The sequence below is a fragment of the Veillonella rogosae JCM 15642 genome, assembly GCF_002959775.1.
GTDB lineage: Bacteria > Bacillota > Negativicutes > Veillonellales > Veillonellaceae > Veillonella > Veillonella rogosae.
The window spans coordinates 410,885-436,878 of record NZ_PPCX01000010.1 but is presented as its reverse complement, the minus strand read 5'-3'; the positions used below and the strand labels follow the sequence as shown (position 1 = coordinate 436,878).

The 25,994-nt window shown below is 38.3% G+C and carries 21 protein-coding genes; 20 read left to right on the top strand and 1 reads right to left on the bottom strand.

Translation table 11 applies throughout. From position 1 onward, the window contains the following. The first annotated feature begins 214 nt into the window (after positions 1 to 214). From VRHSUH09_RS07380 to VRHSUH09_RS07305, 17 genes are all read left to right on the top strand, one after another. The gene (locus VRHSUH09_RS07380) at positions 215 to 1,078 is read left to right on the top strand and encodes a HigA family addiction module antitoxin (RefSeq protein ID WP_054747425.1); all 864 of its coding nucleotides are present in this window, start codon (positions 215 to 217) and stop codon (positions 1,076 to 1,078) included. 161 nt (positions 1,079 to 1,239) lie between these two features. Then, complete coding sequence (sfsA, locus tag VRHSUH09_RS07375; RefSeq protein WP_054747423.1) at positions 1,240 to 2,400, top strand: DNA/RNA nuclease SfsA; 1,161 nt, start codon at positions 1,240 to 1,242, stop codon at positions 2,398 to 2,400. A gap of 179 nt (positions 2,401 to 2,579) precedes the next feature. Then, positions 2,580 to 2,756: a hypothetical protein gene (locus VRHSUH09_RS10425; RefSeq protein WP_167386479.1), complete on the top strand. Its 177-nt coding sequence runs from the start codon at positions 2,580 to 2,582 to the stop codon at positions 2,754 to 2,756. Between the two features lie 64 nt (positions 2,757 to 2,820). Continuing rightward, positions 2,821 to 3,099, top strand: a complete 279-nt coding sequence (locus VRHSUH09_RS07370; RefSeq protein ID WP_054747421.1) for a virulence RhuM family protein — start codon at positions 2,821 to 2,823, stop codon at positions 3,097 to 3,099. Further along, entirely contained in the window at positions 3,080 to 3,667 is a 588-nt protein-coding gene (locus tag VRHSUH09_RS07365) for a hypothetical protein (RefSeq protein ID WP_245876007.1), read from the top strand. Before VRHSUH09_RS07370 ends, VRHSUH09_RS07365 begins: the two co-directional genes overlap by 20 nt. Positions 3,668 to 4,050: 383 nt before the next feature. Then, complete coding sequence (locus VRHSUH09_RS07360) at positions 4,051 to 5,226, top strand: hypothetical protein (protein ID WP_054747419.1); 1,176 nt, start codon at positions 4,051 to 4,053, stop codon at positions 5,224 to 5,226. Positions 5,227 to 5,237: 11 nt separating this feature from the next. After that, a complete protein-coding gene (locus VRHSUH09_RS07355; protein WP_105081804.1) occupies positions 5,238 to 6,518 on the top strand; it encodes a DNA cytosine methyltransferase in 1,281 nt (426 codons plus the stop codon). A 209-nt stretch (positions 6,519 to 6,727) separates the two neighbouring features. Next, positions 6,728 to 9,202 (top strand): DNA gyrase subunit A, encoded by a 2,475-nt coding sequence (gene gyrA, locus VRHSUH09_RS07350; protein ID WP_105081803.1) that lies wholly within the window; start codon positions 6,728 to 6,730, stop codon positions 9,200 to 9,202. 75 nt (positions 9,203 to 9,277) lie between these two features. Then, positions 9,278 to 9,649 (top strand): hypothetical protein, encoded by a 372-nt coding sequence (locus VRHSUH09_RS07345; protein ID WP_054747411.1) that lies wholly within the window; start codon positions 9,278 to 9,280, stop codon positions 9,647 to 9,649. Between the two features lie 468 nt (positions 9,650 to 10,117). Beyond that, positions 10,118 to 10,483, top strand: a complete 366-nt coding sequence (locus VRHSUH09_RS07340) for a hypothetical protein (protein WP_054747409.1) — start codon at positions 10,118 to 10,120, stop codon at positions 10,481 to 10,483. Positions 10,484 to 11,012: 529 nt separating this feature from the next. Beyond that, the gene (locus VRHSUH09_RS07335) at positions 11,013 to 12,056 is read left to right on the top strand and encodes a Fic family protein (protein ID WP_105081802.1); all 1,044 of its coding nucleotides are present in this window, start codon (positions 11,013 to 11,015) and stop codon (positions 12,054 to 12,056) included. Positions 12,057 to 12,145: 89 nt separating this feature from the next. Continuing rightward, positions 12,146 to 12,520, top strand: coding sequence for a hypothetical protein (locus VRHSUH09_RS07330; RefSeq protein ID WP_105081801.1), 375 nt, complete (start codon positions 12,146 to 12,148; stop codon positions 12,518 to 12,520). Between the two features lie 475 nt (positions 12,521 to 12,995). Further along, on the top strand, positions 12,996 to 14,426 hold the full coding sequence (locus tag VRHSUH09_RS07325) for a [FeFe] hydrogenase, group A (RefSeq protein WP_105081800.1): 1,431 nt from the start codon (positions 12,996 to 12,998) through the stop codon (positions 14,424 to 14,426). 518 nt (positions 14,427 to 14,944) lie between these two features. Further along, a complete protein-coding gene (locus VRHSUH09_RS07320) occupies positions 14,945 to 16,093 on the top strand; it encodes a glycoside hydrolase family 3 N-terminal domain-containing protein (RefSeq protein WP_105081799.1) in 1,149 nt (382 codons plus the stop codon). A 424-nt stretch (positions 16,094 to 16,517) separates the two neighbouring features. Continuing rightward, the gene (locus tag VRHSUH09_RS07315; RefSeq protein ID WP_105081798.1) at positions 16,518 to 17,582 is read left to right on the top strand and encodes an AAA family ATPase; all 1,065 of its coding nucleotides are present in this window, start codon (positions 16,518 to 16,520) and stop codon (positions 17,580 to 17,582) included. A gap of 375 nt (positions 17,583 to 17,957) precedes the next feature. Further along, complete coding sequence (locus tag VRHSUH09_RS07310) at positions 17,958 to 18,848, top strand: sigma-70 family RNA polymerase sigma factor (RefSeq protein ID WP_105081797.1); 891 nt, start codon at positions 17,958 to 17,960, stop codon at positions 18,846 to 18,848. A 404-nt stretch (positions 18,849 to 19,252) separates the two neighbouring features. Beyond that, positions 19,253 to 19,861 (top strand): hypothetical protein, encoded by a 609-nt coding sequence (locus tag VRHSUH09_RS07305; RefSeq protein ID WP_009351599.1) that lies wholly within the window; start codon positions 19,253 to 19,255, stop codon positions 19,859 to 19,861. A 224-nt stretch (positions 19,862 to 20,085) separates the two neighbouring features. Here the strand turns inward: VRHSUH09_RS07305 and VRHSUH09_RS07300 are convergent, their stop codons facing one another. Further along, entirely contained in the window at positions 20,086 to 21,807 is a 1,722-nt protein-coding gene (locus VRHSUH09_RS07300) for a DUF262 domain-containing protein (protein ID WP_167386487.1), read from the bottom strand. 317 nt (positions 21,808 to 22,124) lie between these two features. Here VRHSUH09_RS07300 and VRHSUH09_RS07295 point away from each other — a divergent pair, with 317 nt between their 5' ends. From VRHSUH09_RS07295 to VRHSUH09_RS07285, 3 genes are all read left to right on the top strand, one after another. Further along, entirely contained in the window at positions 22,125 to 22,706 is a 582-nt protein-coding gene (locus VRHSUH09_RS07295) for a hypothetical protein (protein ID WP_105081795.1), read from the top strand. A 69-nt stretch (positions 22,707 to 22,775) separates the two neighbouring features. Next, positions 22,776 to 23,507, top strand: a complete 732-nt coding sequence (locus VRHSUH09_RS07290; RefSeq protein WP_054747397.1) for a hypothetical protein — start codon at positions 22,776 to 22,778, stop codon at positions 23,505 to 23,507. Positions 23,508 to 23,658: 151 nt separating this feature from the next. Continuing rightward, positions 23,659 to 25,971, top strand: a complete 2,313-nt coding sequence (locus VRHSUH09_RS07285; protein ID WP_054747395.1) for a hypothetical protein — start codon at positions 23,659 to 23,661, stop codon at positions 25,969 to 25,971. The last annotated feature ends 23 nt before the right edge of the window (positions 25,972 to 25,994 follow it).

Sequence of the window (25,994 nt, the reverse complement as noted above, 5' to 3'; positions counted from 1 at the left end):
TAATATTAATTATTAATAGTATATATGATTTATAATACTAGATATTATAAAGTAATTTACCTAATTGGTAAATTATATGTTTACATTTATAGTTGAGAGAGTATAATAGAATTAACCTACTAGGTAAATTATTATAAATGGCCATTTATATTGTATCAACCATTCACTATGATTTGAGAGATTGTAGATTAGCATTAGTATAGGAGCTATACATATGAAGATATATGAGAGTAATACCTTTATAGCGATACCACCAGGTATGACTATAAAAGAGGTTTTAGAAGATAGGCATATGACACAAAAAGAATTAGCTACACGAATGGATATGAGTGAAAAACACATTAGTAAGCTTATTAATGGAGAGGTGCCACTAACTCAAGATGTGGCAATGCGTCTTGAGCGGGTGTTTGGTGTAGAGGCTAGTTTTTGGAATGGTTTAGAAGCTAGTTATAGGGAGCAGATATTAAAAGTAGAGTATGAGAATTCTATTGATGAAGAAATCAACTTTGCTAAACCTTTTGGTTATGCTAAGCTTGCACGTTTGGGTATCGTTCCAGAAACGAAAAAGGCAGCTGAGCAGGTCAATAATTTACAGAAGTTTTTTGAGGTAGCTTCTTTAAAAAATGTAGCTGATGAAATGATTATGCCCTTAGTATATGAAAATATTAAGGATATGGAGCCTGATAAAAAGAGTGCGATTTATACACTGGTACAAATCACAAAAGGGCAGGCTCGTTTTGTAGAGGTCAATCCTTACGATGCAGAGTTATTAAGAAAATTTATACCAAAAATTAAGGACCTTTCTAGTGAACCTTTAATCGGTGTGAAAGAGCCTCTTAAGGATATGCTAGCAGCATGTGGCGTAATTATTGTGTATTTGCCAATTATTGATAACATAACCTCCACATGTATTACCTATTCCAAAGGAAACTCCATTGTTCTTGGTATACCAACGGAAGATTCTGATGGTTTTTGGACGTTATTAGGTGAAGCGCTACAGAATTTGGTAGAACGAGATTATCAACGTAGTAATCGGAAATACCGCAATAATGATCCTGTAACTGTGGTGAATTATTAATTCATATTTTGTAAATATGTAAGGTGTTACTTCTTAGACTTTTCTTAGGGCATTCATCATGCAATTTGTAAGGACTTTCAAAGTATAATCCGTAGGACTCTCATCCTGTAACAAAATAGCGTATAATAGACACATAGATTATTCTTGATGTAGGAGTACCGATGAAAGTCCTTTACAATACAATTTTAAAAGCGAAATATACAGGTCGCCCGAACCGTTTTGTGGTGACTTTAGATTTAAATGGTGAAAGTGTGCTCGCTCATTTGCCAAATCCTGGTCGCATGTGGGAGCTTTTGTTTACTGGTGTAACGATGTACATCGTACCTCATGATAAACCTGATGCGAAAACGAAATATCGCGTGGTTGGCATCGAGCGTGATGGCGTAGTGATTATGCTCGATACCAACTATAGTAACGATGTAGCGCAGCATTTGATCGAAAATAAACTCATCCCTGGATGGGAAGAGTGGCGCGTTGTGAGACGGGAGTATACGGTTAAACTACATGGCACATCATCACGTTTTGACTTGCTTCTCACCAATGATAAAGGTGAGGAGTTCTTGTTAGAGGTTAAGTCTTGTACGTTATTCTCCAAGACGGGAGCCATGTTCCCTGATGCTATTACAGAACGAGGGCGTAAGCATTTATTACATTTGAAAGAACTACAAAACGAAGGTTACCACACCGGTGTTTTATTCCTCGTACAATGGGATAAGGCGCAGTGGTTCTTGCCAGACTACCATACAGATTTGGAGTTTGCCAAAACCTTTAAAGAGGTAGCCCCTTCTTTAGACTGGAAAGCCGTTGCTGTAGCTTGGGATGATACTTTTACTATGCCCACTGTAACCCATGAATGTTCCTATCCAAGCAGCATTCTTGACACAGAGGCTCACGATAGTGGCGTGTACGTAATGGTCATGCATCTCGACCATGAGCTAGACCTTGAGATCGGCTCTAAAGGAATGATGCATTTCAAGGCGGGCTACTATATGTATGTAGGCTCTGCGAAGGCGAATTTAACGAAGCGCATTGAGCGCCATAAGCGAAAACGGAAGAAAATGCACTGGCATTTAGATTACTTCCGCGGTCACTGCGAAATGATAGCAGGTCTGCCGATTCGAACTAGCCTAGATGATGCGGAATGCACTCTCGCTGATGTGGTCTGTGTCGTTGCCGAATGGGACGTGCCTAAATTTGGATCCTCTGACTGTGACTGTAAAAGCCACCTATTTGGGATGACGGAAAATCCGATACACAATAAGAAATTTATGGACGTAGTGGAAGACTACCGAATGAATAAATTGGATGCGCTAGTTAAGTGATTGTTGTTGGGGCCCCGTCACATAGTGGTTTACTAGTTAAAAAAGTTAGACACTTATTCCTTCGCTCCATAGTGACCTAAGTCGCTCATTCACAAGTGTCTAACTTTTTTACAACCCTATATGTGGACTAGTCCCAACAACAAAAGCACTTTTCCTTTCGCATGGGGCGAGGCCCCTAATTGGGAGAAGCGGATAAAACAAAAGCTAAGTATTTGATCTCATTTAGATTTAAGGCAAAGAATGATTGGAAAGAAACTATGCTAACAGGCATAGGTAGTACTGGTAATGATACTTCAGGTGTGGAACGAGACTTTGTTAAGATTTTGGACGATATGATATATCATGCAGCTCATTAAATAATAAGCAGGAATAGCTTATAAGTATGAAATAAAATGAGATATAAATATAGAGGGGGATTATATGACATCCTTAGAAAGTGCGATTACAGGAAATGTGATTGTATATCAAGCAGAGAATGAATCTGTTTCTACGAATGTTCTATTCAAAGATGAAACATTTTGGATGACACAAAAAGATATGGCAAAACTATTTGATGTTAATCCACAGGCTATATCCAAGCATTTAAATAATATTTATTCTGACGGCGAATTAGAAAAGCTAGGAACTTGTTCCAAAATGGAACAAGTTCAAATAGAAGGAGAAGCCTTTCCAGCGCAATGTGTATGTTTTTTACGATGAAAGCAACGGTTTTTCTTTTACCATAAATTCTGTGGTGCATCGTCTAACCTTGCCTGCACCTGGTGGTGAGAGAGATAATGATGCAGATTTTGCTTATTCACAGGCGTATTTAGTTCATTTGAACTCCTCTTTGGTGGAGAGTGCTAAGCGGTATGGCATGCGGATGGCCACTCATGAGGAGGCGTTGGAGTTAGCTAAATCTAAAGCGACACGCGTTGCTGGCACTAATAAGATACCTCTATTTACGTACGATGAAATCGTCTTTGTTGATACATCTGTAATGGGTGAAGATGTTCTAACCTTTATGAAGTCCATATATAGCCAATATAAACCGCAAGACAATCCAGCACTGTTGCCTACTGAAAGAAGCATAGGCTTTTACTATTTGCCAAAAGGAGAAGCGGACAAAACAAAAGCTAAGTATTTGATCTCATTTAGATTTAAGGCAAAGAATGATTGGAAAGAAACTATGCTAACTGGGATTGGTAGCACCGGTGCAGACACTTCGGCTGTGGAACGAGAGTTTGTTAGCATTTTAGATCATATGATAAAGCATGTGAAATATTAACTTTGAAATCTATGGTATGAGATATACATATATTGACGTTTGGCTTAACTAGTCAATAATAAGTAAAATAACTTTTAAATCGTAAGCTATTATTATAAATGTTAATAAAATAGTATATCGTAGACTTTATATACTAATGCTAGAAATAAATGTATTTCAACTAGAAGTACTTATTTGTTAACAGCTTTTAGAGGATGACTAATATAGGATAATAATTATAGTTATGGTATAATATTAAAGAAAGATATTGTATATTATTTTATAGCTTTAAAAGCTTAAATTAAATAATTAGCGGTCTGACGAAATTGTCGGACCGTTTTTACATATCGTAAGTTAATGTAGGGAGTTTTCAAAGTATTATTTAAATGTGAGGTGTTAATAAAATGCCAAATGAAAGAATGCTTGAAAGGGAGTTTCAAGATAAAATTTATAATAGCTTAGAAATTCAAGAGAATTTAGTTAATGCACTTGATATAGATCAAAATAGCTTTTTGTTAAAGCGTGAAATTGAATTTGTTAATGGGATAACGGCAGACTTTATTATATCTAATACAGAAACGAATGAAATGCAGGCAATTATAGAATGTAAGCGAGCAGATATTGGTGTTACCGAATATGTTCGTGGAGTTGGGCAGTTATTTCAATATGAACACTTTCAAAAGAAAGGTATTCGACCTAAAAATTTATCACAGATTAGTTACAATGATAGAGAAAATAGAAATGTATTAGTTATACCATCAAGTTTTATAGCTAATACAAATCTCAATATAGGACTTTTTTGTTATCCTGAAACTGCTAAGATACTAGAGGTTCATGTTAATAATAATAGGGTTAGAGAAATATCAAAAGACGAACTGACAAAATTGGCGGATGCAACAGTAGAGAGTCTTAAAACTATTTCCCAATATTATGTTCGTGATAATCGTTTATTTGAATGCTATATAGCATTGCGTGTTATAGGGATATTAAAGCATTTACATATAAGTCTTAATAGATCTGATATTGAAAATAAAATCTTAAGACAAGTTGAGGTTATAAATAATCGTAATTGGAGAAATGCTTTCATAACTTTATCTAGTTTAGGTTTTATGAGTAGAAGAGACGGACTTAGTAATATTGAAGCTCAGCTTATACCTTCAGATGTTTATAACTTTATATCGTCTATGTATAAGGATTATCTGTATCCATATATTGATATATTAATGGATATATTGATAGAAAATAGTACAGACAATATGTGTAATCTTAATAATCAACAGATTAGCAATTTAATAAGAACTCGATATGAGGGCAAAGATGTTCTTTTCTTAACAGAAAGTAATGGTCGCTATATTTCTAGCTGGCTTAATATTATGAGAGATGATTTTGGATGTATTCAATTCGAAGCAAGGAGCTCTGAACGTAAGATAATTTATAAACCAAGTGAGCTGCAGCAATCAGATTTGACTAGAAAGATTAAAGAATATTCAAATGCTAAGCAGTATGTAGACTCTTTTGAAGCGAATATCAATAGAATTATTGTTGATATATTAGCTCAGAATCAGATACATTTTAATTAGGAGGTGGATAGATGTCGGCAAATACAGGATATACTATATTTGAAACCTTCGTTGGTGCAGGTGGATCTCATATAGGGTTTATGCAAGAAAACTTTAGAACTGTTTATGTTAATGACTTTATTGATGATTGTCTAAAAACATTAGTATATAATAATCAAAACTTAATAGAAGAAGGTGCTTATATAGATAATACTTCAATTGATAAGATTGATGCCGAAGCACTCAGAAATAAATTAGGTGTGACTATTGGAGAAATTGATGTTTTTTTTGGGGGCGTTGTTTGTAAAGGTTTTAGTTTAGCTGGAGAGAGAAATCCTATAGATGAGCGTAATTATTTATATCATGCGCAACTAAATTTGGTTAAAGCCTTTAGACCTAAAATTTCTATTATTGAAAATGTTCCTGGAATGCGAAATGCTAAAGTTTTAGTTGGTGATGACGCTGAGCTTCGAAATGAGATAGAAAATCTTTGGCAAGCATTAGAGAATTATAAAGGTAAAAAAGCTGCATTACGTAAAATAAATAAAATTGATGAAACTTTTGAAGCTGAAGGAAAAGCATTAAAAAAGCGTAAAGAATTACTTTTAAAACGTTTACAAAGTTCACCAAATTATATCTCTGTTGTAGAAGATATTAAAAGATTATATGAGGAGATGGGATATACTGTCCATATGGATATTCTGAATTCTGCATGGTATGGTGCTGCAACAAAACGAGAAAGATTGATAATAGTAGCTATAAGAAATGATGTTGAGGATATATTTGAATATCCTCAACCCCAGTATATGGATCAGTCGATATATAGATCAGGGCTTGACAAGAATTTATTAAAATTACCTTCTCCTAAAACTGTTAATGATGCACTTAGGTTAATAGATTATAAAGATGTTGATGATATAGATAATTTACCTATGAATCATAGTGAAAAGACAGTTCGGCGATTTAAATATATTCCTGAAGGCGATAATATAGCGAATCATATGGATTTATTGCCAGATGAGTTAAAAATTAGTAAATTTTATTCTAGGGGAGCGACAATGAGGTTGGCTGGTAATCAACCAAGTCCAACTTTAGTGCCTGGGCATAGTAATTTTCCAGTTCATCCTAAAGAACATAGGAGTATAACTGTAAGGGAAGCTGCGACTATTACAGGTTTTCCTTTAAATTATAAATTTTTTGGTAATCACTCTAAAAGATGTGAGCATGTGGGAAATGCTGTGCCACCACCGTTGGCAAGAGCGCTTGCTCAATCATGTAAAAAGGTTTTAGATAATTATTATAAAAATCAATAATTACTATATTAATTTATACTCTTAATTGTAATAGAAGCATTGAAAGCAGTCTCATCAATACTTTATAAAGTATTGATGAGTACTGTTTTTTTATTTTAGTTTCTATATATTTGCTTTACTCTTCTTTTATAAAACATGGCTTTAGTTACCTAAAAATGCTATAATATTATGATGTATTATAATCAGTGTTAGTAAAATGAGGTGAGATTGTGGCAGACCAACAATGGTCCCACGGGAATATTCATCCCGTTCAGATTGATAAAGAAATGAAGAACGCCTATATCGATTATGCAATGTCCGTAATCGTAATGCGTGCTCTTCCAGATGTGCGCGATGGCTTGAAACCAGTACATCGTCGTATTTTGTACGCGATGCACGAAACAGGCATGACGCCAAATAAACCGTACAAGAAATCCGCTCGTATCGTCGGTGACGTACTTGGTAAGTACCATCCACATGGTGATAGCTCCGTTTACGACGCAACGGTTCGTTTAGCGCAAGATTTCAATACGCGCTACCTCTTGGTAGACGGCCACGGTAACTTTGGTTCCATCGACGGTGATAGTGCCGCTGCGATGCGTTATACCGAAGTACGTATGGCGAAAATTACGCAAGAAATGCTCGCTGATATTGACAAGGAAACTGTTGATTTCATGCCGAACTATGATGAAAGCTTGCAAGAACCTACAGTATTGCCAGCGAAGATTCCAAATCTTCTTATCAATGGTTCCAGCGGTATCGCCGTAGGGATGGCGACAAATATTCCGCCGCATAACCTTAACGAGGTATGTAATGGCCTTACCATGCTCATCGATAATCCAGATGTAACTGTGGACGAATTGATGACGCAAATCAAAGGTCCAGACTTCCCGACTGGGGCGCTCATTTTGGGCCGGGAAGGCATTAAAAAAGCATACTCCACAGGTCGTGGCAGCGTAAAAATGCGCGCTCGTGCAACCATTGAAGAAATGGCGAAGGGCAAGCATAAAATCGTAGTGACTGAGATCCCATACCAAGTTAATAAGGCTCGCGTTATCGAAACGATTGCGAACTTGAGCCGCGACAAGGTTATTGATGGCATCACAGCACTTCGTGACGAATCTGACCGTCAAGGTATGCGCATCGTTATCGAATTGCGCGCTGATGTGCAACCAGATATCGTTCTTAACAAATTATATAAACACACTCAACTTCAAGAATCTTTCGGCGTGATCATGTTGGCCCTCGTAGATGGTCATCCTCGCGTATTGAATTTGAAAGAAGTATTGGGTTACTACTTAGATCACCGTCTCGAAGTAATCGTACGCCGCACTCAATTCGAGCTTAATAAAGCTGAAGCGCGTGCACACATCTTGGAAGGCTTGTTGATCGCCCTTGACCACATCGATGAAGTTATCGCTACAATTCGCAGCTCTCAAACTGATGAAATCGCACGTAACGCATTGATGCAAAAATTCGGGCTTTCAGAAAAACAAGCAGTAGCCATCCTCGACATGCGTTTACGCCGTTTAACAGGCTTGGAACGCGAAAAAATCGAAGAGGAATACAAGGAATTGTTGGCATTGATCGAAGACTTGAAAGCTATCTTGGCTAGCGAAGCGCGTCAACGTCAAATCATCAAAGACGAACTTGAAGATATGAAGAAGAAATACGGCGACCCTCGTCGTTCTGAAATCACAATCGATACGTCTGACCTTGATGTAGAGGACCTCATCGCTGACGAAGAGATGGTTATTACCTTGACTAAACAAGGTTATATCAAACGGATGAACGCGAACGTATATCGCAACCAACATAAAGGTGGCGCTGGCGTTATCGGCATGAAAACGAAGGAAGACGATTATGTAACGCAAATTATGCATGTTCGCACGCATAATACATTGCTATTCTTCACGTCCACAGGCCGTACATACCGCCTCAAAGCATACGAAGTGCCAGAAGCAGGTTCCCGCAACTCTCGTGGTACTGCTATGGTTAACGTATTGCCACTAGCTGTAGGCGAATCTGTTACGACTATGATCGACCTTGAACGCGTTCAAGAAGATGTAAACTTATTCATGGTAACTGAGTTCGGCGTTGTAAAACGTACAGCTATCGAAGAATACCGCAATATCCGTCGTTCTGGTCTCAACGCTATCAACCTCGACGAAGGAGATCACTTGATTTCCGTCAACGTAACGACTGGTGACCAAGATATCTTGATCGGTACTAAATTGGGTATCGCTATTCGATTCAGTGAAAGCGATGTACGCCTTATGAAACGTGCGGCTCACGGCGTGCGGGGCATTAAACTCAATGCAGGCGACGTGGTTGTAGGTGCTGGTGTTATTAATGCTGATGAAAGCGAAGCACAAGTGTTTACTATCTCCGAAGAAGGTTTCGGTAAACGCAATGATGCGGAAGCTTACACATTGCAAAAACGCGGTGGTAAAGGCTCTAAGAACTTCAAGATTACGAACAAAACAGGTGACGTAGTTGCTGTTGAAGTTGTTCATAACGATGATGAAGTAATGCTTATCTCTGAACAAGGCAAAATCATCCGCTTCAACATGAATGATATTGCTGTTAAAAAAGGCAAAGCTATTTCTGGTGTGAAAACACAAAACCTCGACGAAGGTGATAAAGTAGCTAGCATTGCTGTTATTCCAGGTTCTGAAATCGAAGAAGATGTAACTGAAGAATAATTTGTATTAATACTATATGTAAGAAACTATGGGCGGCCATCTTAGATGGTCGTCTCTAGCGTTAAGGAGTTAGAAATGAAAAAATGGTTAGCTGCTATGTTTGCAGCAGGGGTTTTCTTTGTAGGTGGCTTTGGCCAAGCGAATGCCGCTGATTGGTATTATATCGATGCTGATGCTGATGATGCAGCATGGTTTATCGACAACTCTTCTGTATATAAAACAGATGATGCGGCTACAGTACTTGTTAAAATTAACAATGTAGAAGGCTTCACATACATCTACACAGTACGCATCGATCGTAAAGAAAAAACATGGACAGAACTTGATACAACAGTATACAGTGCATCTGGTGTAGCGTTGTTGTCCAGCAAAGACGCACAAAAACCTACGAAAATTGAAGAAGATACCATGGGCGCGGAAGTTATGCAGGCCCTATGGGGTAAATAATCCTTCGGTGTAGGGATGCCCATTCTAGACAGTGTGTTTAGATAGTAGACCCAACACTTCTATGAAAGCCTCCAAAGCGAGCTAAGTCGTTTTCATAGAAGTGTTGGGCCTTTTTATTTCTCATTTACACTAATCTTAGTATGGGCATCCCTATTACAATACGATTATTTAATCCCATAGGGACCTCGCTAGACGTTCCTAGAGGAATAGGCTAAGTCGTTTTCAGAACAGTTCGGGGCTTTCTATTTTCTTACCAATCTTACAGGGCGAATATCAGCCTCAAATCCATTGGATTATTTAAAGCCCATAGGGGCCTCGCTAGACGTTCCTTAGGGGGTCTATATAATTTATGCATTTAATAGAGTTTTTATTAGCATTATGCAATTATGGTGTTATAATGAAGTCATAGTGAATTGTATTATGCGAAATGCATAGTTGTTTAGATTTTCTAATCAGGAGAGAACGGTTATGAAAAAATGGTTTGCATGTTTAGCGGTAGCAGGTTTGTTATTCAGTGCTGGTGTGGGCGTGTCTCATGCTGAAAGTTGGTATCCTCTTAATACTGATGCGGATGGTCGTACTGGTTACATCGACAACGATACGGTAGAGAAAGACGATGCACAGGCTAAGTTGAATTTAAAGATTGTTGACCCTAGCGGTGATCACTCTATTTATACTTTGCAATTTAATCGTGCTGCAAAGACTGCGAAACTGCTCGAGATGAAAGCATACAATCCAGCAGGCTATATGATCGGTGGCCAAACATATGACAATACAGAAATACAAATACAAGAAGGAAGTAATCTAGATCACGTGTATCACTTGATTTGGTAAATTTCCTCTTCGGTTATGAACGGGTGAATATATCTCTACGTCCTCCAAAGCGAGCTAAGTCGTCCTACGAGATATATTCACCCGTTTTCTCATTTCCTGATGAGGAAATGTATCCAAAACGGCGTTTTAGAAGAAAGTGACCTAAGTCGGTCTCAAAGAGATAGAACCCTTTCTGTACGTATGATTAAATTTACTCAAAACTGCGTAGGGGAATAGCGAGCTAAGTCGTCCTACGAGATATATCCCGTTTTCTTCTAATCCTAATGAGGAAATTTACGATATTTGCGTTCGGGAAAAAGCGAGCTAAGTCGTCCTACGAGATATATTCACCCGTTTTCTTATTTCCTGATGAGGAAATGTATCCAAATCGGCGTTTCAGAAGAAAGAGACCTAAGTCGGTCTCAAAGGGATAGAATCCTTTTTGTACGTATGATTAAATGTATCTAAATTATTTATTCCCTTATTTTATGGTATAATTTAAGGGAATAATATGATTTGTAAGGGATTAGAACGGATTGGAGGTGTGTGTATGCGTCGTTTTGAGTATGGTCGGATTCAGTCTTTGTCATGGGATATGGATATGTTAAGTCTTATCGCTGGGATTTATCGGGCAAATGGCAAGGAGGAGGTTTTGCTTTCTCAGAGTCCTGCGGTGTTGGAGTCTCTTGTGGAGTTGGCAAAGGTGCAGAGTACGGAGGCTTCGAATGCGATTGAAGGGATTGTGACGACGAGTACACGGCTTCGGCAGTTGGTGGCGGATAAGACGACGCCTCGAAATCGGGATGAGCAAGAGATTATGGGTTATCGTGATGCGTTGAATATCATCCATGATAGTTATGATTCTATAACGCTGTCACGAAATCATATTTTACAGTTACATAAAATTCTCTATCAGTACCAGTTTAATGCCCGTGGAGGGCAGTTAAAGAGTGTGCAGAATTATATTAGCGCCACCTATCCAGATGGCCGTACTGAGGTTTTGTTTACTCCATTGGCCCCATATGAAACGGCGGAGGCTTTAGATCAGATTTGCACGGAATATAATCGTGTTGTCGGCAATGGTGAGGTGGAGCCGCTATTGGCGATTCCTATATTTATTCATGATTTCTTGTGCATTCACCCCTTTAACGATGGCAATGGTCGCATGAGTCGATTGTTGACGACATTGTTGTTGTATCGTAGTGGCTTTATGGTTGGTAAATATGTGTCCTTAGAGGCTAAAATTGCCGCGAACAAGGATATGTATTATGCCGCTTTGCGCGAGTCTAGTGATGCCTGGTATGGTGAAAGCTCTTGTCCTACGGCTTTCATTCGGTATTGGTTACAAATGTTATTGGCCGCGTATCATGACTTTGAAGACCGCAGTTCTTTATTAGTAAATAGCACCTCTGTGATACGTCAGGTGCAAACTGCTATAGACAATCATTTAGGGGCTTTCACAAAGCAACATATCCGAGAATGGTGCCCAAATCTCAGTGATAGTTCTATTGAGGGCGCAGTTCGTACGCTTGTGAAGAATGGTATAATTAGTCGTAAGGGGGGCGGACGTTCGACCTATTATGTGAAGATATAAAGGTTGAGCACGTTTGTCTTTCATAAAATATTTAGTTTTATCGAATATACTAGATTTAATATTCTTGTATTTAATTCGAGAGGTATAATATGAAAAAAACATTAGCAGCTGTTTTGGCAGCAGGCGCTTTATTGATTGGTGGCATCGGTAGTGTTGATGCTGCTAACTGGTACACTGTAGGTACTGACAGCAATGGTATCACTTGGTCTATCGACAATGATTCCGTTAAAAAAGATGATAAAAAAGCTGTAATGGACATTAAAGCTATGGACTACGAAGGTTACCACTACATCGTGACTGAAGAGTTCAATCATAAAAAACAAGAGGTAAAAGACCTTAAGGTTACTCTTTACGATCCACAAGGTTATGTTGTGAAAGAGGAACAACCTAACAAAAACAGCCGTAAGGTTGAGCCAGGTACTCCTGCACAAGCAGTATTTCAACTTATCTGGGGCGGTAAATAATCTAATCCTATAGACGAGCACAGGGCTTAGCCGTAATACACTGTTGAACAGTCATGCCTCGTTTAGATTAATGATTATTGTAAAAGCTTCACACACGCACGTTCTCCTATGGAGGGCGTGCGTTTTTTGTCTAATGTGGACAATAGTCTTGCTTGTTTATATTTTAATTATTAGCATGCTATCTATTAATTATTAGCATTTTATCTATTAATTATTTATATAAGTCTATTGTGTATTATTCTTTTAATTCCTTTAAAATAGGTGAATTATTTTTTCATTCGTGATAAAATGTGATTTATATTACACTTTTTTAGAGATTTTGTATAAAAGTGTAACAATTCTACATAGTATAAACTTTCACTATAGCGTATACTATAGATACGATGAAGAAGTATGGTTAGGGCGAAGTGCTCCGTAGTTTAGCATATTTCGTCCGAAAAGGTTTGGTAGTTATAGTTTGTTGGAGGAGGTCCTCATGTCTCAATATCAATTAATCGATAAACGTGTACCGATTGCACTCAACAATCCGTCTATTACTCATGATCTTGATAAATGTAAAAATTGTACGTTATGCCGTCGCGCTTGTGCGGACGTAATGAGCGTACTTGATTATTACGATCTTGATGCAAATGGTGATGTTCCTGTATGTATTCACTGTGGTCAATGTGCGGCTGCATGTCCATTTGACTCCATGCATGCTCGTTCCGAGCTTGATAAGGTGAAAGCAGCTCTTGCAGATCCTGAAAAAATCGTTGTTATCCAAACAGCTCCAGCTGTTCGTGTAGCTATCGGTGAAGGCTTCGGCTATGAACCAGGTACGTTCCTTGAAGGTAAAATGGTTGGTGCATTGCGTGCACTTGGTGCAGACTATGTAGTAGACACTAACTTTGGTGCGGACTTAACAATCATGGAAGAAGCATCTGAGCTTGTAGATCGTCTTAATAAAGGTGGTCAAATTCCTCAGTTCACAAGCTGCTGCCCAGCGTGGGTACGCTTTGCGGAAATCTACTTCCCAGAATTGCTTCCTAACTTGTCTTCCACACGTTCTTGTATCGCTATGGAAGCGGCTATGATTAAAACATACTTTGCTGAGAAAAAAGGCATCGATCCTCGTAAGATTGTGTCTGTATCTGTAAATCCTTGTACAGCTAAAAAAGCAGAAACAAAACGTGAAGAAGAGAATGCGGCAGCTCGTTTCCACAACGACGATTCCATTGGCATGGATACAGATATTTCCATCACAACTCGTGAGTTTATCCGTTGGATCCAAGAGGAAAACCTCGACTTCAATGCTATTGAAGATTCCCAATTCGATGACTTGATTGGTATGGAAACTGGTGCATCCATCATCTTTGGTAACACTGGTGGTGTTATGGAAGCAGCTATGCGTACAGCTTACAAACTCGTGACTGGCAATGAGCCACCTCCACACGCATTGACTCACCTTGAGGAAGTTCGTGGTATGGAAGGTGTAAAAGAAGCGACTGTACAATTAGGTGATGATGTAACATTGTCCGTTGCTGTAGTTCACGGTGGTAAAAACGCTCGTGACTTCTTGAATGCTTTGAAAGAAAATGGCAAACACTATGACTTCATCGAAGTTATGGCTTGCCCAGGCGGCTGTATCGGTGGCGGCGGTCAACCGCGCACTAAATTGCCTCAAGCAGTTAAAACTAAAGAAGCTCGTATCGGTGGTCTTTACGAAGCTGATGCGAACTACAAATGGGTTGCTTCCTACGAAAACGAAGAGATCCAAGCGTTGTACAAAGATTTCCTAGGTGAACCATTGGGACACAAAGCACATGAACTCTTGCATACACATTACACAGACCGCAGCGCGGTTCTTGGTACTCGCAAAGACGTAACACCTGAAACTTGTCCAACATCCCCTAAATTCAAAGGCTAATCTTGAATAGCTCGTTAGCAATTGATGAATGATTGATTATTGAACCTGCAAATGTTTTAGTAATCAAAGGAGTTAAGATTGCACTAACTCTTTAGGGTATAACAATATAAAAATAGAATCCTACGAGTCATGAGTGACTTGATACTTTAATAGCTTCGGCTATTGTAAGCATCACCTTACAAACGATTCGTAGGATTTTATTTTTATAGGGTTTAATACGTTTCATTTTATATACTTAAATACGCATTGGATTATATAGAGTACTTATTACTCGATACCTATTTAAGCGTGTAGAGATTATATATTTAGTTGATGAACTATTCTCACTGTATAACCCTATTATGAGAATTCAGTATAAGAACTTGCTTTTATCATGAGGAAAAGATGAATTATATAGTGTATAATATAGAATCATACTATTTGAATCAAAGGGAGAACTATGGGTGTGTGTGGAGAGAAATACATAGAGAGGCCCATAGCTATCATATTGCATAAGCAGTAAGGAGTTTCTAGGAGAGATGAACCAGTTTTTACGGCGTGTCCTGTGTGGCATAGCCTTGATAGTTGCTGCCGTTGGTACAACTGGATGCCAACATGAGAGTCAGGCAGAGCAAGAGGAGGTACGAACCGTATCGTACCGCGCCGTCATGGAATCAAACAAGCCCGTCCCTGAAAAGGTGAACACTTGGCTTGGAGCCATGTCACGAGAGGACAAGGTGGGACAGCTGATGATGATCAGCCTCCATGGCAACACATTGGGGCAATCCCAAAAGGATGTAATCCGCAAATATCGCGTGAGCGGCGTTATGCTAACCAATGAAAATATACATAATAAAAATCAAGTGAAAGCTTTCAACAACGATATCATGCAAACGGCGATGACTGCCAGCATGGTGACGCCGTACATCGCGGTGAATCGCGACAAAGTGTTGCGCACTAACGATAGTTTCTTGCGCTTGCCAGAACCTAATCGGTTAGGTCAATTGCCGATGGAGCGTATCATTAACTTGGCCACCCGATCGGCCATTGAAATGCACGATATGGGCTTTAACCTTGTGATTGGACCCAATGCGAACCTTGGTGTGCCAAATGTGTCCTACACATCTGACCCGACTTGGGCAGGCTATATGGACCTAGCCATGGCGGAGCGTTACCAAATCAATCAAATGTGGTTTGGTTATAACTACTTCCCTGCGGTGACCCTTGGGGACGCATCCTTTAATACCGCTGATGAGGCGAAAAACTACCTCAACAATAATGATGTAGCCGTCTTTAAACGACTCATCGCACAGACGACAGCCAATACCTATATGCTCGTTATGAGCCATATTCAAATTCCAGCTATTGATAACCAGCACTTGGCGAGTGCGTCAAAACCAGTTATCCAAGACTGGCTTCGCAAGGACCTCGGCTATGACGGTATCGTCATGACGGACCGTATCGATGTGGGCGCTTTGCAGGCGAACCAAAAGATAGGTGATTACGCTGTAGCCTCCGTTGTGGCTGGTAGCGATCTCATCCTCGTTGATGCGGACACAGTTCACATCGACGAAGTCCATCGAGCGTTAACACAGGCGGTGGCAAATGGAACGATAACCAATGAACGCCTTAACGAAGCGGTTAAGCGTATTCTATCCATGAAAATGCAAGCACAAATTCAACAATAAAATGTAACAAGAAATGATTACTATAAAATAGCTAGTAATACGAATTCAGCATTATAAATTTTGTGATAAGAATTCAGTATTACTAATTAGCTATACATGTTGAGCAATAATTCAATATGAGTAAAATGCAAATGACGTGTCTTATCTTCTAGGAGGCACGTCATTTTTTATATTTGTTGACTGTAAAATACAGATTATATACCGTACCCCGTATGCTCCTTCAATACCTATATACCTATATAAACGTAGTAAATATCTATACTTTTACAATGGTATGAGTAAAAAACAAACCATAAAATAAGTATATTTTATGCGTAAAAAATTTAACATAATCAAAAGTCATGTTAATAATATGAAAATAAGTTTAAAAATGATTTAAATTTATGATATAATAATCTCCATAGACAGTTGGAGGTGAGAGTATATGAATTTTGTGGGACGTGCTGAGATTATAGAGAGTATCCAGTCCCGTATCGCTGAGGACAATATGAGCTTGTGTGTTGTGTACGGTCCTCATCGCAGTGGTAAATCCTATGTGGCTTCGCAGCTTGTACGCCGTCATAAGGCGTTGTATTTGGCGGGGCGCATGGCTAATGAATCAGTCCATGTGGCTGATATGAATAGAGCTCTGGAGGCACGTTTTGTTCCGACTGATGATCAGGACAAGTTCGAGCCTGTAGATAGCTTGCATCAAGCCTTTGTCGGGCTTTTTGAAAGCAGTGTAAAAACTCCGCAAACCGTGGTGATTGATGACTATCCTTCCATAGTGGAGGCGGTGCCACAATTCCCGATTCACTTGCGTGATTTATTAGATACGTATAAAGATACGAGTCGTTTGAACATCATTTTGATGGCCAATGGTCTAGAACAGCTGGATGGCCGCATCATTGGTGAACGCAGCCTCATCGGTCCGTTCGTGTCCGAATACTTCGAGGTGAAACCATTCTCCTTGGTGGATATGAAATCCTTGGGTCTTCACTATGCCAAGGACGATTTGCGCACTGTATTCGCCGTGACAGGCGGTTTGCCTGCGTACGTGCAGTACTTTGATAATGGTGAAAGTATCGATACGAATATCATTAATTTGTTCTTCTCCGTATCGGGCGCTCTATTTGAAGAAACACAGAATATCTTACATCGAGATATGAAAAACATAACAGGTGCTAACGCTATCCTGTCTGGCCTTGCTACTCTTGAAAGACCATACTACGTGGAGCTTTTACAAGCAAGCCAAATTAAAAGCGGCACCTTTACATCCCGCTTGAACGATCTTATGTCCATGGGGCTCGTAGGTCGCATTCAAGCCAATAGCCGTGGACCTGCTAAATACGCAGATTACCACTTTACCAATAGCATGTTCCATTTCTGGTACCGCTATGTGTATAAATACTGGGGTGACATCGTGCGCGGTAACGGCGCTGATGTGTACCACACACATGTAAAACCGCAGCTCAAAGACTTTGTGCAAGCGGCGTGCATTGCTATCTAATCTAAGATTGTTTATATTTGCCAATCTTTGATTGAGTACTATTACCCAATGATAGCACTATATTCCTCTTATAAAATAACACCACATCATAGGATGTGGTGTTATTTTTGTATATAATATTAGTATTTACTACTATTATTCACTGGTTATTTTATCTACTAGTACTTATTACTAGTCTTTAGTAAGTAGATTCTAGTAATTTTCTATTTTCAGCAATTACTGTGTTGATCGTATAGTTATGACATAGTATGGATAGAAATTACATTATAAATACAATTAAATAAATAGGAACTCCAAAGAATTGCCGATTTGTCAAAATCCCCGTTCCGCGTTATTGTGTAGTTAAGCGCTATGCCATGGCAGGAAAGGGGATTTATGTTATACCAAAACGAAGAACCTTTAGTACAAAGAACATGTATAAAAACTGCAAGCTTACAATCTGAGGTATTAGATTCTAGAAAATCAGTATCTAATGAAACAGTATCTAAGAAACCATTGTCTGAAAAGGCACAATCTGAGGAAATATCTTCTAAGGAATCAGAGTACAAGGTGCCAGAGGAGCTGAAATTACAGACGCTCATCTGTGGGCATCAGGTATTAACATCCTTATCGGATAAGAGCCTCGTGTCGATCTGTCAAAATCCAAATATGCGGATTCAGACGGTTGGGTACCAGCCGTGGACCGTTGATGAGCTGCGCCATGATGCGGCACAAATCGAGCTCTGTCGCAGGTATCGACCACTCATTTTGCACTACACGAATCGCACGGGGAACCGCGAGTTCCGCGAGGATGTAGAGAGCTATTTATGGGCTATCCTCATGGAGTCCATCTATAGCTTTGACCTTGAGGGGCCCGTACCATTTGCTGGCTTTGTGAAAGCTGGTGTTAGATACGGTTACATGCGGTACTGGAAGCGGGAGCGATTGCGAAATCATCGTGAGATTCACATCCCAGACCGCACTACCGACGATGGAGATGTAGCGGTGGGTATGGATATCTTCGCATCTGGCGAGAATATAGCAGACATGATTATGACCGCCGATGAAGAACAAAGGCTGCGAGCCCGTCTCGTATGGGCGTTAGGCAGACTGTCTCCAGATCAGCGTGACCTATTGCGTCGCGTTTACGGAGAATGCCAAAGCTTGGTATCGGTCAGTGAAGAACTGAACTGTAGCCGCCAAGCCATCCAGCGACGCCATGAACGAGCCATTCGAAAGCTGCGGAGGTACTTGACCACAGATTTTAATAAGATAAAAGTGCATTAGAGCAAATTTAGTCTATTGAACTAGGTCTATCTCGAATGTATAGAATACATTAGTCCTAAGAAGCGTTAGTGTAATGTACATGTGTTAATATAATTTAATTTCTTATTTATATTCCGAAATTTGTATATTTCTGTTAATCTCGATTAATAGATATACATAAAATATGCATTTCTCAATTTAAATGAGAAAATATTGACACATCAAGGTATATGTAACTTTTACAAGATCATAAAGTCTTTAATTATACATAAATTTCTATAGTTTTGTGTATATATTTACAAAATATTCAACGTAGTATACAATTAAATCAGCAGCAGATTAAAGCATGCGAATCTGCTTTCACAGAACACGTGTTCATTGTATTGTTGAAAGGAATGTTCCTAATTAGAGGGGAGAGAATTCCTATGATAACACATGATGAATTAACAGATATGATGGCCGCTCGGCTATCTAAGGGAGAGGATTTGGATTTGATCTATACGAATCCAAAGAATCACATTGTTTGTTTTATTCCTACTTATGAGCCCGGTGGTGGGGACAGTACGAAGTGCTATTTCGTAGATGGCCGTGAAGAACTGGTCTGTCTGCCGATGCGAACTATTACGCGGGAGCTGGCGGTACAGGAAGGGCTAAGGCCCAATTATATTATGACCAGCGACGGTCGGCGCAGTAGCTATACATCGCCTAAGACCTATGGTCCGCATCTAACCTTTGCCCATATCAAATGTCGGCGCCCTGTCGGCAAAGACGTGGTGTACGGCCTCTTTAACGTGGCTATACCTTATGAATATATCGTTACGGAAGGTCCGGAACCCGATACGAGCTATATTCACGTAGGGAACTTCGCACCGATTTTGGTGTACCAATCCCCGCGTCACGTTAAACACAAACTGAACGAAGCCATGCTAGAACACTGCAACTACGTGCGTAAAATGCTAGCCCGCATCAAACTCAGCCAAAACCCACAAGTCGTGGCCGAACTATTTATCGCCTGGAGAGACTTAACGAGATAAAACGTTAGGGGGTGAAAGTAGGATTAAGAGGGGAGAGAAAAGGAGGACATATAGGGAGAAAATATAATACAGAAACAATTAGGTGATCAGAAATAAACAATACGCCTCAAACACTTAAATATATTCCAAGAAGGGACTGCAACTAGAATGCGGTAAAACCGCATTCTGTTACAGCCCCTTTTGTATGTTTTTACAAAATATTATTTACGCCATATATAGAAATATTAATTTCTTGGCCAAATTTTTAGTGCTATTTCAGCAAAGTCTTCTTGGCGTTTTACAATTGTGAATGTGGTCCAATCATCAATTGAGACTAGGTCACGAGTCATTTTAATTTCAGATTTCTTATAGATTTCTTTCTTTTTATCAAAGCCTTTGTTCTTAGCTCTATTGTTATATTCTTGGCCTAATAGAGTTAGGTTACCTAAACGCCATAGGTATGTTTCGTGGTCTTCGTCATTGAAGTTGATCCATTCATCATTAATCTTTTTAGGAAGAATATGTTCTACATGAACACGGTTTGAGTCATCTACAATCTTTGTTTCATTAATATCAAAGTTATTTATCTTACGAAGCAAATAACGTATAACTGCGTTTTTCTTAGAGTTGAAAATTCTGAAGTTATTGATGAATTCCTCATCTGATACCATAAGAGAATATAGTTTTTTTAGGATGTCATCTTTTGTTGGTTTTTTACTGGATGCACTATCACTATTAGGTGGCCAAGTTTTATCGCTAATACTTCTAGCGATTTGTGCAAATACAAGCTCATACTTATTGGCAACTAGTCCTGAAACTACAAAGTTACGCACTACTAGTGTTTCTATCGCTTTTAAAACCTCATTTATATCCTCCTCAGAGTAGTTTTGTAGTCTTAGAGCAAAGATTATAGGAATATACGAGGATGCATCTAATTTTTGCATCTCAATAAGACGTTCGTTCAGCTCAGTTAAATCAAAGTCCTTGTTATCGTCAGGGTGTAGTATAGCTGCACATACCTTAGATAAAGAGCGTAGATTTGCTAATAATGTATTAACATCAGATTGTGATGTTATATCTGTACGTAATGCTTTAAATAAATCTTTTTCTCGAGCAAAGCGCTTTGTACTGTTCCAATAGTAGCGAATAAATTTTGTTGGATCTATATTATCAAGATTATCAATAATAGTATTCCAAGTTTCAGTAGCGCTAGGTAAGTCATTTTGTGCCATACGAAGAATATGATTCTTTAATAAGTCAGCGGTTTCTAGTGCTTTACCACGAGCATTGAGGGACTCAAAGATAATATAAGCTTCGTTAATATCATCAGTTTCAACTGTCATAAGGATAAACTGATTAATTAAGGCTTGGTATAGTTTATTTAGTGCTTTGTATTGATTAGACTCATTCTTTTCAAGAAAATCATTTACCTTTCCACTAAAGAATTTACTTGCATAGAAGATATTATAGTTAGATGGTTTAAGTTTCTTTTTATCAAATTTTTTGTCAGTATAATCAATGGCTCCACGTTTTTGTACATATTCAAAGAAGAACTCTTTATCAACACCACCCATAGATAAATATTGCTCTCGCTTGCTTTCAGATATGCGGCCAATATATTTAGCATTAATATCCTCAGAGTCGTCATTTGCATCATTATTGTTTGTTGATTCGGCAATTTCTTTAAATTTTGTTCGCAAGATATCTAGGAAGATAATTGTGGTTGAGATACGTTGCTGGCCATCAATAATATAGCGTTTACCATCTTCCTTATTTTTGTGAATAACAACTTGTCCAAGAAAGTGTTCATCATGTGTATTTTCTTCGTAAATTTGTTCTAAGTCTAGCCAAAAGTCATCTAGTTGAGTTTCTTCCCAAGAATAACCCCGCTGATACTCTGGAATATACAATTTTTCATTCCCTAAGAAAGAACCTAGCTTTGTTAGATTTGAGTTAATAATCCCCATATTACTACCTCCCGTATACATTAATACATTCTTTATAAATATTAGATCACACTTTGAGGTAGAGATCAAATATTATAAAAAAGTAGATAATAAAGTGAGGATGGAGGTATAAAAAGGGGGCTGTTTTTTACAGCCCCTTTATGTTTTATAGACTCATTAAATTACGGTTACCCTTTGTCGAATTTATGAGGTTTTTTCATTTTATATTCATTTTATGAAAGGGTTTCATATTTATAATTATTTGTTTAAATGTAAGTAGTATAGTGTAAATAATGAGAGTTATGTTTTCTACTTTTGTATACAATGAGGTAGTTATTATGAAACGCTTTGTAAGGAAGTTATTGTTATTGTCTTTTTTAGGTGTTAGCTTGGCTCAAGGTGTAATAGCACATACTGATGATTCAGGTGTACTTGGTGGATTAGAAAATAATTCCGATATATATGGGTATTTGAATAACTATAATTATTCATTAATGTTGGCCGACCATAGGTATTCTCGTCATGATATGTATATTTCGTCTGATAAGGCAGTCATAGTTTCTTTATGGGGGAATAGATTGCAGCCAGATATCTATATTATAAAGCCAGGTTACGCTACTAATAAGGGAATAACTGTAGGGATGAGCCGAAGTGATGTAGAAGATACTTATGGCCCTTTAGTGACGTACTCGATTTATCAAAATCCGGTAGAACCTTATGGAGAAATAGAAAAGGGATACGGTAATTACAGTGGTTATTATGTTGGAGAATATGTAGGGGCACATAATAGTGGTTTGTCATTTGTTTTTAACAAATATACTAATAAAGTTGTTTTAATTAGATATCAACAGAATAGACATGGTAATAGCCGTGTAATGAGTGATGTTGATAGTTATCATCTATTACCATATTTGCTCTAATATTGTTAGAGCTATAACGTTTATCTATTACTATTTATTGTAATATATAGTCTATTAGGGAGTTTTAATATGAAATCAAAACTGAAGTTATTTGTTTGTATGTGTTTTAGTATTATGTGCTTATTTTCTGCATTAACTATTGAAGCAGCTCAAGTGTCACTAGATAGTGTTATTCGTGCATCTCAAAAGGTTGCAGGTGATTGGTATGATGCTAGTGGTAATAAGGTGTTGAGCATTTCTAATGGATATATTAATGGTTGCCGTATTGTTGATGGTGCTGATTTTGTAGGTGGCTATCCTGGTGCAGGGGTTTTTATTATCCAAGAGGCTCAAGGTAGAAAAGCTATTCATTTGCAATGGTTAGGGAATGGTGAGCATAAGACCTTAATCATGAATAAAAAAGATCAATTAACCAATCAACTACAAAAAGAGCATTATGAATCTGTTCATGGCGTTTATTTAGGTATGAATCGACAAGCAGTTATTGATTTACTAGGCACACCAAGTTCCATTGAAAAAATGTATAGTCGTGAAACATTAATATATACTAATCTAGACCTTAAGATAGTGACTGAGCATAATATGGTTACCGTTATTACTCTTATTGGTAAAGGTGCTCATTTTGCAAAATCTGGATTGAGTATCGATTCATCAATGTTAGATTATTACAACTTCTATCAATTTAATAGAATCCCGTCTGAACTTTCAAAAGATAAATACCAAGGACCATTCTCTATCGGTCACGGTGAATATATATTCTTTGGAGGTAAAGAGGTTTCATTGACCGTTTATAACACATAATGATGTAAGTTACAATTAACTAAAGGCTCTACCTTATTTTGAGGTAGAGCCCTTTTCTATGCTATATTCGCACTATTTTTTAGTGTTACAATAGGTATATATTACGTATCGTTCTTAGTGTATACATAGTTTTATAGTAAAAGGATGTTGTATGTATAATGTAACAATTACGACGACAGGCATATTCGATGAAATTCGACCATCATTGTTCCCTCTAGTAGAGGGCAAGGAAGGGATTACGTTTATAAATGCTTTGGAGTATAGTACGGATGATATTTTGCCTTTTGAAGAGGGCGATGATATTACAGATAATAGTCCTGAGATTGAGTTAGAGCATGAACGAATTCGCTCTTTTGTGGCAGCTCTTTGTGCAGAACATGGTAAACCGTATAACGAATTACGAGATGAGTTCGTAAAGGCTTTGCCTGAGTTTATGCTCGATGGTACCTATAAAGGTGAAGAGCTACTTTCAACAAAGAGAAGAGGGAGTTACAATGTCCATGCCTTGTACAAGAGCGAGCGTGGACGGGATTTACTATTCCAACGCAATTATAGGGATACAAATGGGCTTCTTTACTTATCTGACCATATGGTGGGATATTTAATAGAGTCTTTATATGGTAGGAGCGGCATTTTTGGAATGGCAGCAGGAGCACAGCGTATTACCACTCCTTTGCGGTGTTATACCATTCATCAAGCAATAAATCGCGTTGATAGATATTATTTACCTGAGTTGATTGCAGTTCAAGCCTTAGATAATACATATTCTATGGATGAATCGAACCGGTCTGAGTTTCTGCTGATTGCTGATGTACTAGGCGCCTATATGGTGCAGGCCATGCATGGTCAGACAGAATCTGAACAGCTAGATACATTGTCCAAAGATCCTTTTTTCCGCAAAGTTTGTGAACCTGTTCATCGATTTTATAGGAATTTGACCAATGATGCCATCATTTCTGTATATGATGAAAGCAACGACTGGACTGATTGCTTGTTACATGATTATATATATAATCTATATGATAGATTCAGTGAGGGGATAGACTACTGGGAGGAAGGAAATGAAGGTGTACTTGGTTACGTAAGGCATCGTATACTGAGTCCTTTGGCGGATGATCTTGTTAGAGAACTATCTCAGGAAAAGCTACGCATCGATTTGTATCCTGGTTTTGATAAAGCTAGAGCGTATTTTGATTTCTTGGTGCCTTATACTAGCTATGCAAAGAAAATGCTTATACACATAGGAGTTAAAGAAGATGATGATTGTCCTGATGATATAACTAATGCTGAGAATATCGGTGTAGATCTATTGTCTCATGTAGAATCACTGTCTCATAAAGGTGCTCAGTTAACGGTATTAGAACGTATATATTGCCTTCTAGATGTTTGTTATGAGGCTGTTCGACGATACCAGAATTATGAAGTACTAGTTTCTATCGTCGATGCTTTGGACGCAGCTATAGGTGAGGTAGATATCGAATCTTCTGACTCTTGGCAGGCTGAATATGTGCAGAGAGTATCTCGCCTATCTAAATGGTATCGCATGTTAGGACATGCTTTCACAGGAAATAATGCCTATCGAAATCTATTGGAAGAACTCATTGCCGCGCAGAAACAAACGCCATTGGTTCATGAGCCTTATTTTAATAATTATATTTGTGATGTAAGCTGTCAGGACAATGTCTTTAATCTTGAATGCTTGCAGTACTTATTATTGCATCATGATATTGAAATAGGTGATTGTGAAAGCTTTGAACAGCGTATTCAGTCTATTGATCATCCGTATTTCAAGATGCCTTTTAAGGCATATGGGCAAATACACAACTTGCTAGACATAGAAACTAAACTCAATAGTAATGATATTGTATATTTCTTAGTTCTTTTGAAATCAATTCATCGTTTCTACCTAGATCAATTAGACCGAAATCTATGGAATGAATTGCTCCGATTATGGTCTATGTATGGTAAACGAAATTTCCAAGACTATTACGCAGAATGCTTATGTGCTAAGTATATGGCTGTGCTCGCTATGTACATGGGAGATAGAGCGGTGGCAGAACGAATCAAGCAGGATTTACACACCAGCTTTGAGAGGGCAAGACATTGGCGTGAGACTGTACCAAGTGATTATAGTTGGTCCACTTTTGCTTTCTATACGATGGCTCAAATCGACGAAGCCCTTGGTCATCTAGATTCAGCGCAAGAGTACTATGATAAGGCCTATGTTACACAAGCCTATACACAAGCTTGTTGGGCTTACTATGAAAGTAAATGTAACAGCCTCTGGAACGGAACTCAGTCATCAATAATTGAAATAAAACTTACAGCAGCTAGTAGTCAACCTGTCGTAGTCGTGACGAAACCTAATTTTGAGTCTGTTATAAAGGAGAATAAAGGGGCATTCTCCACTATTGGTGAATATAAAGAATTTTTCCAGACACATATGATTTGTCTATATATGTAAGTATATGTAAGGTAATAAAAAGA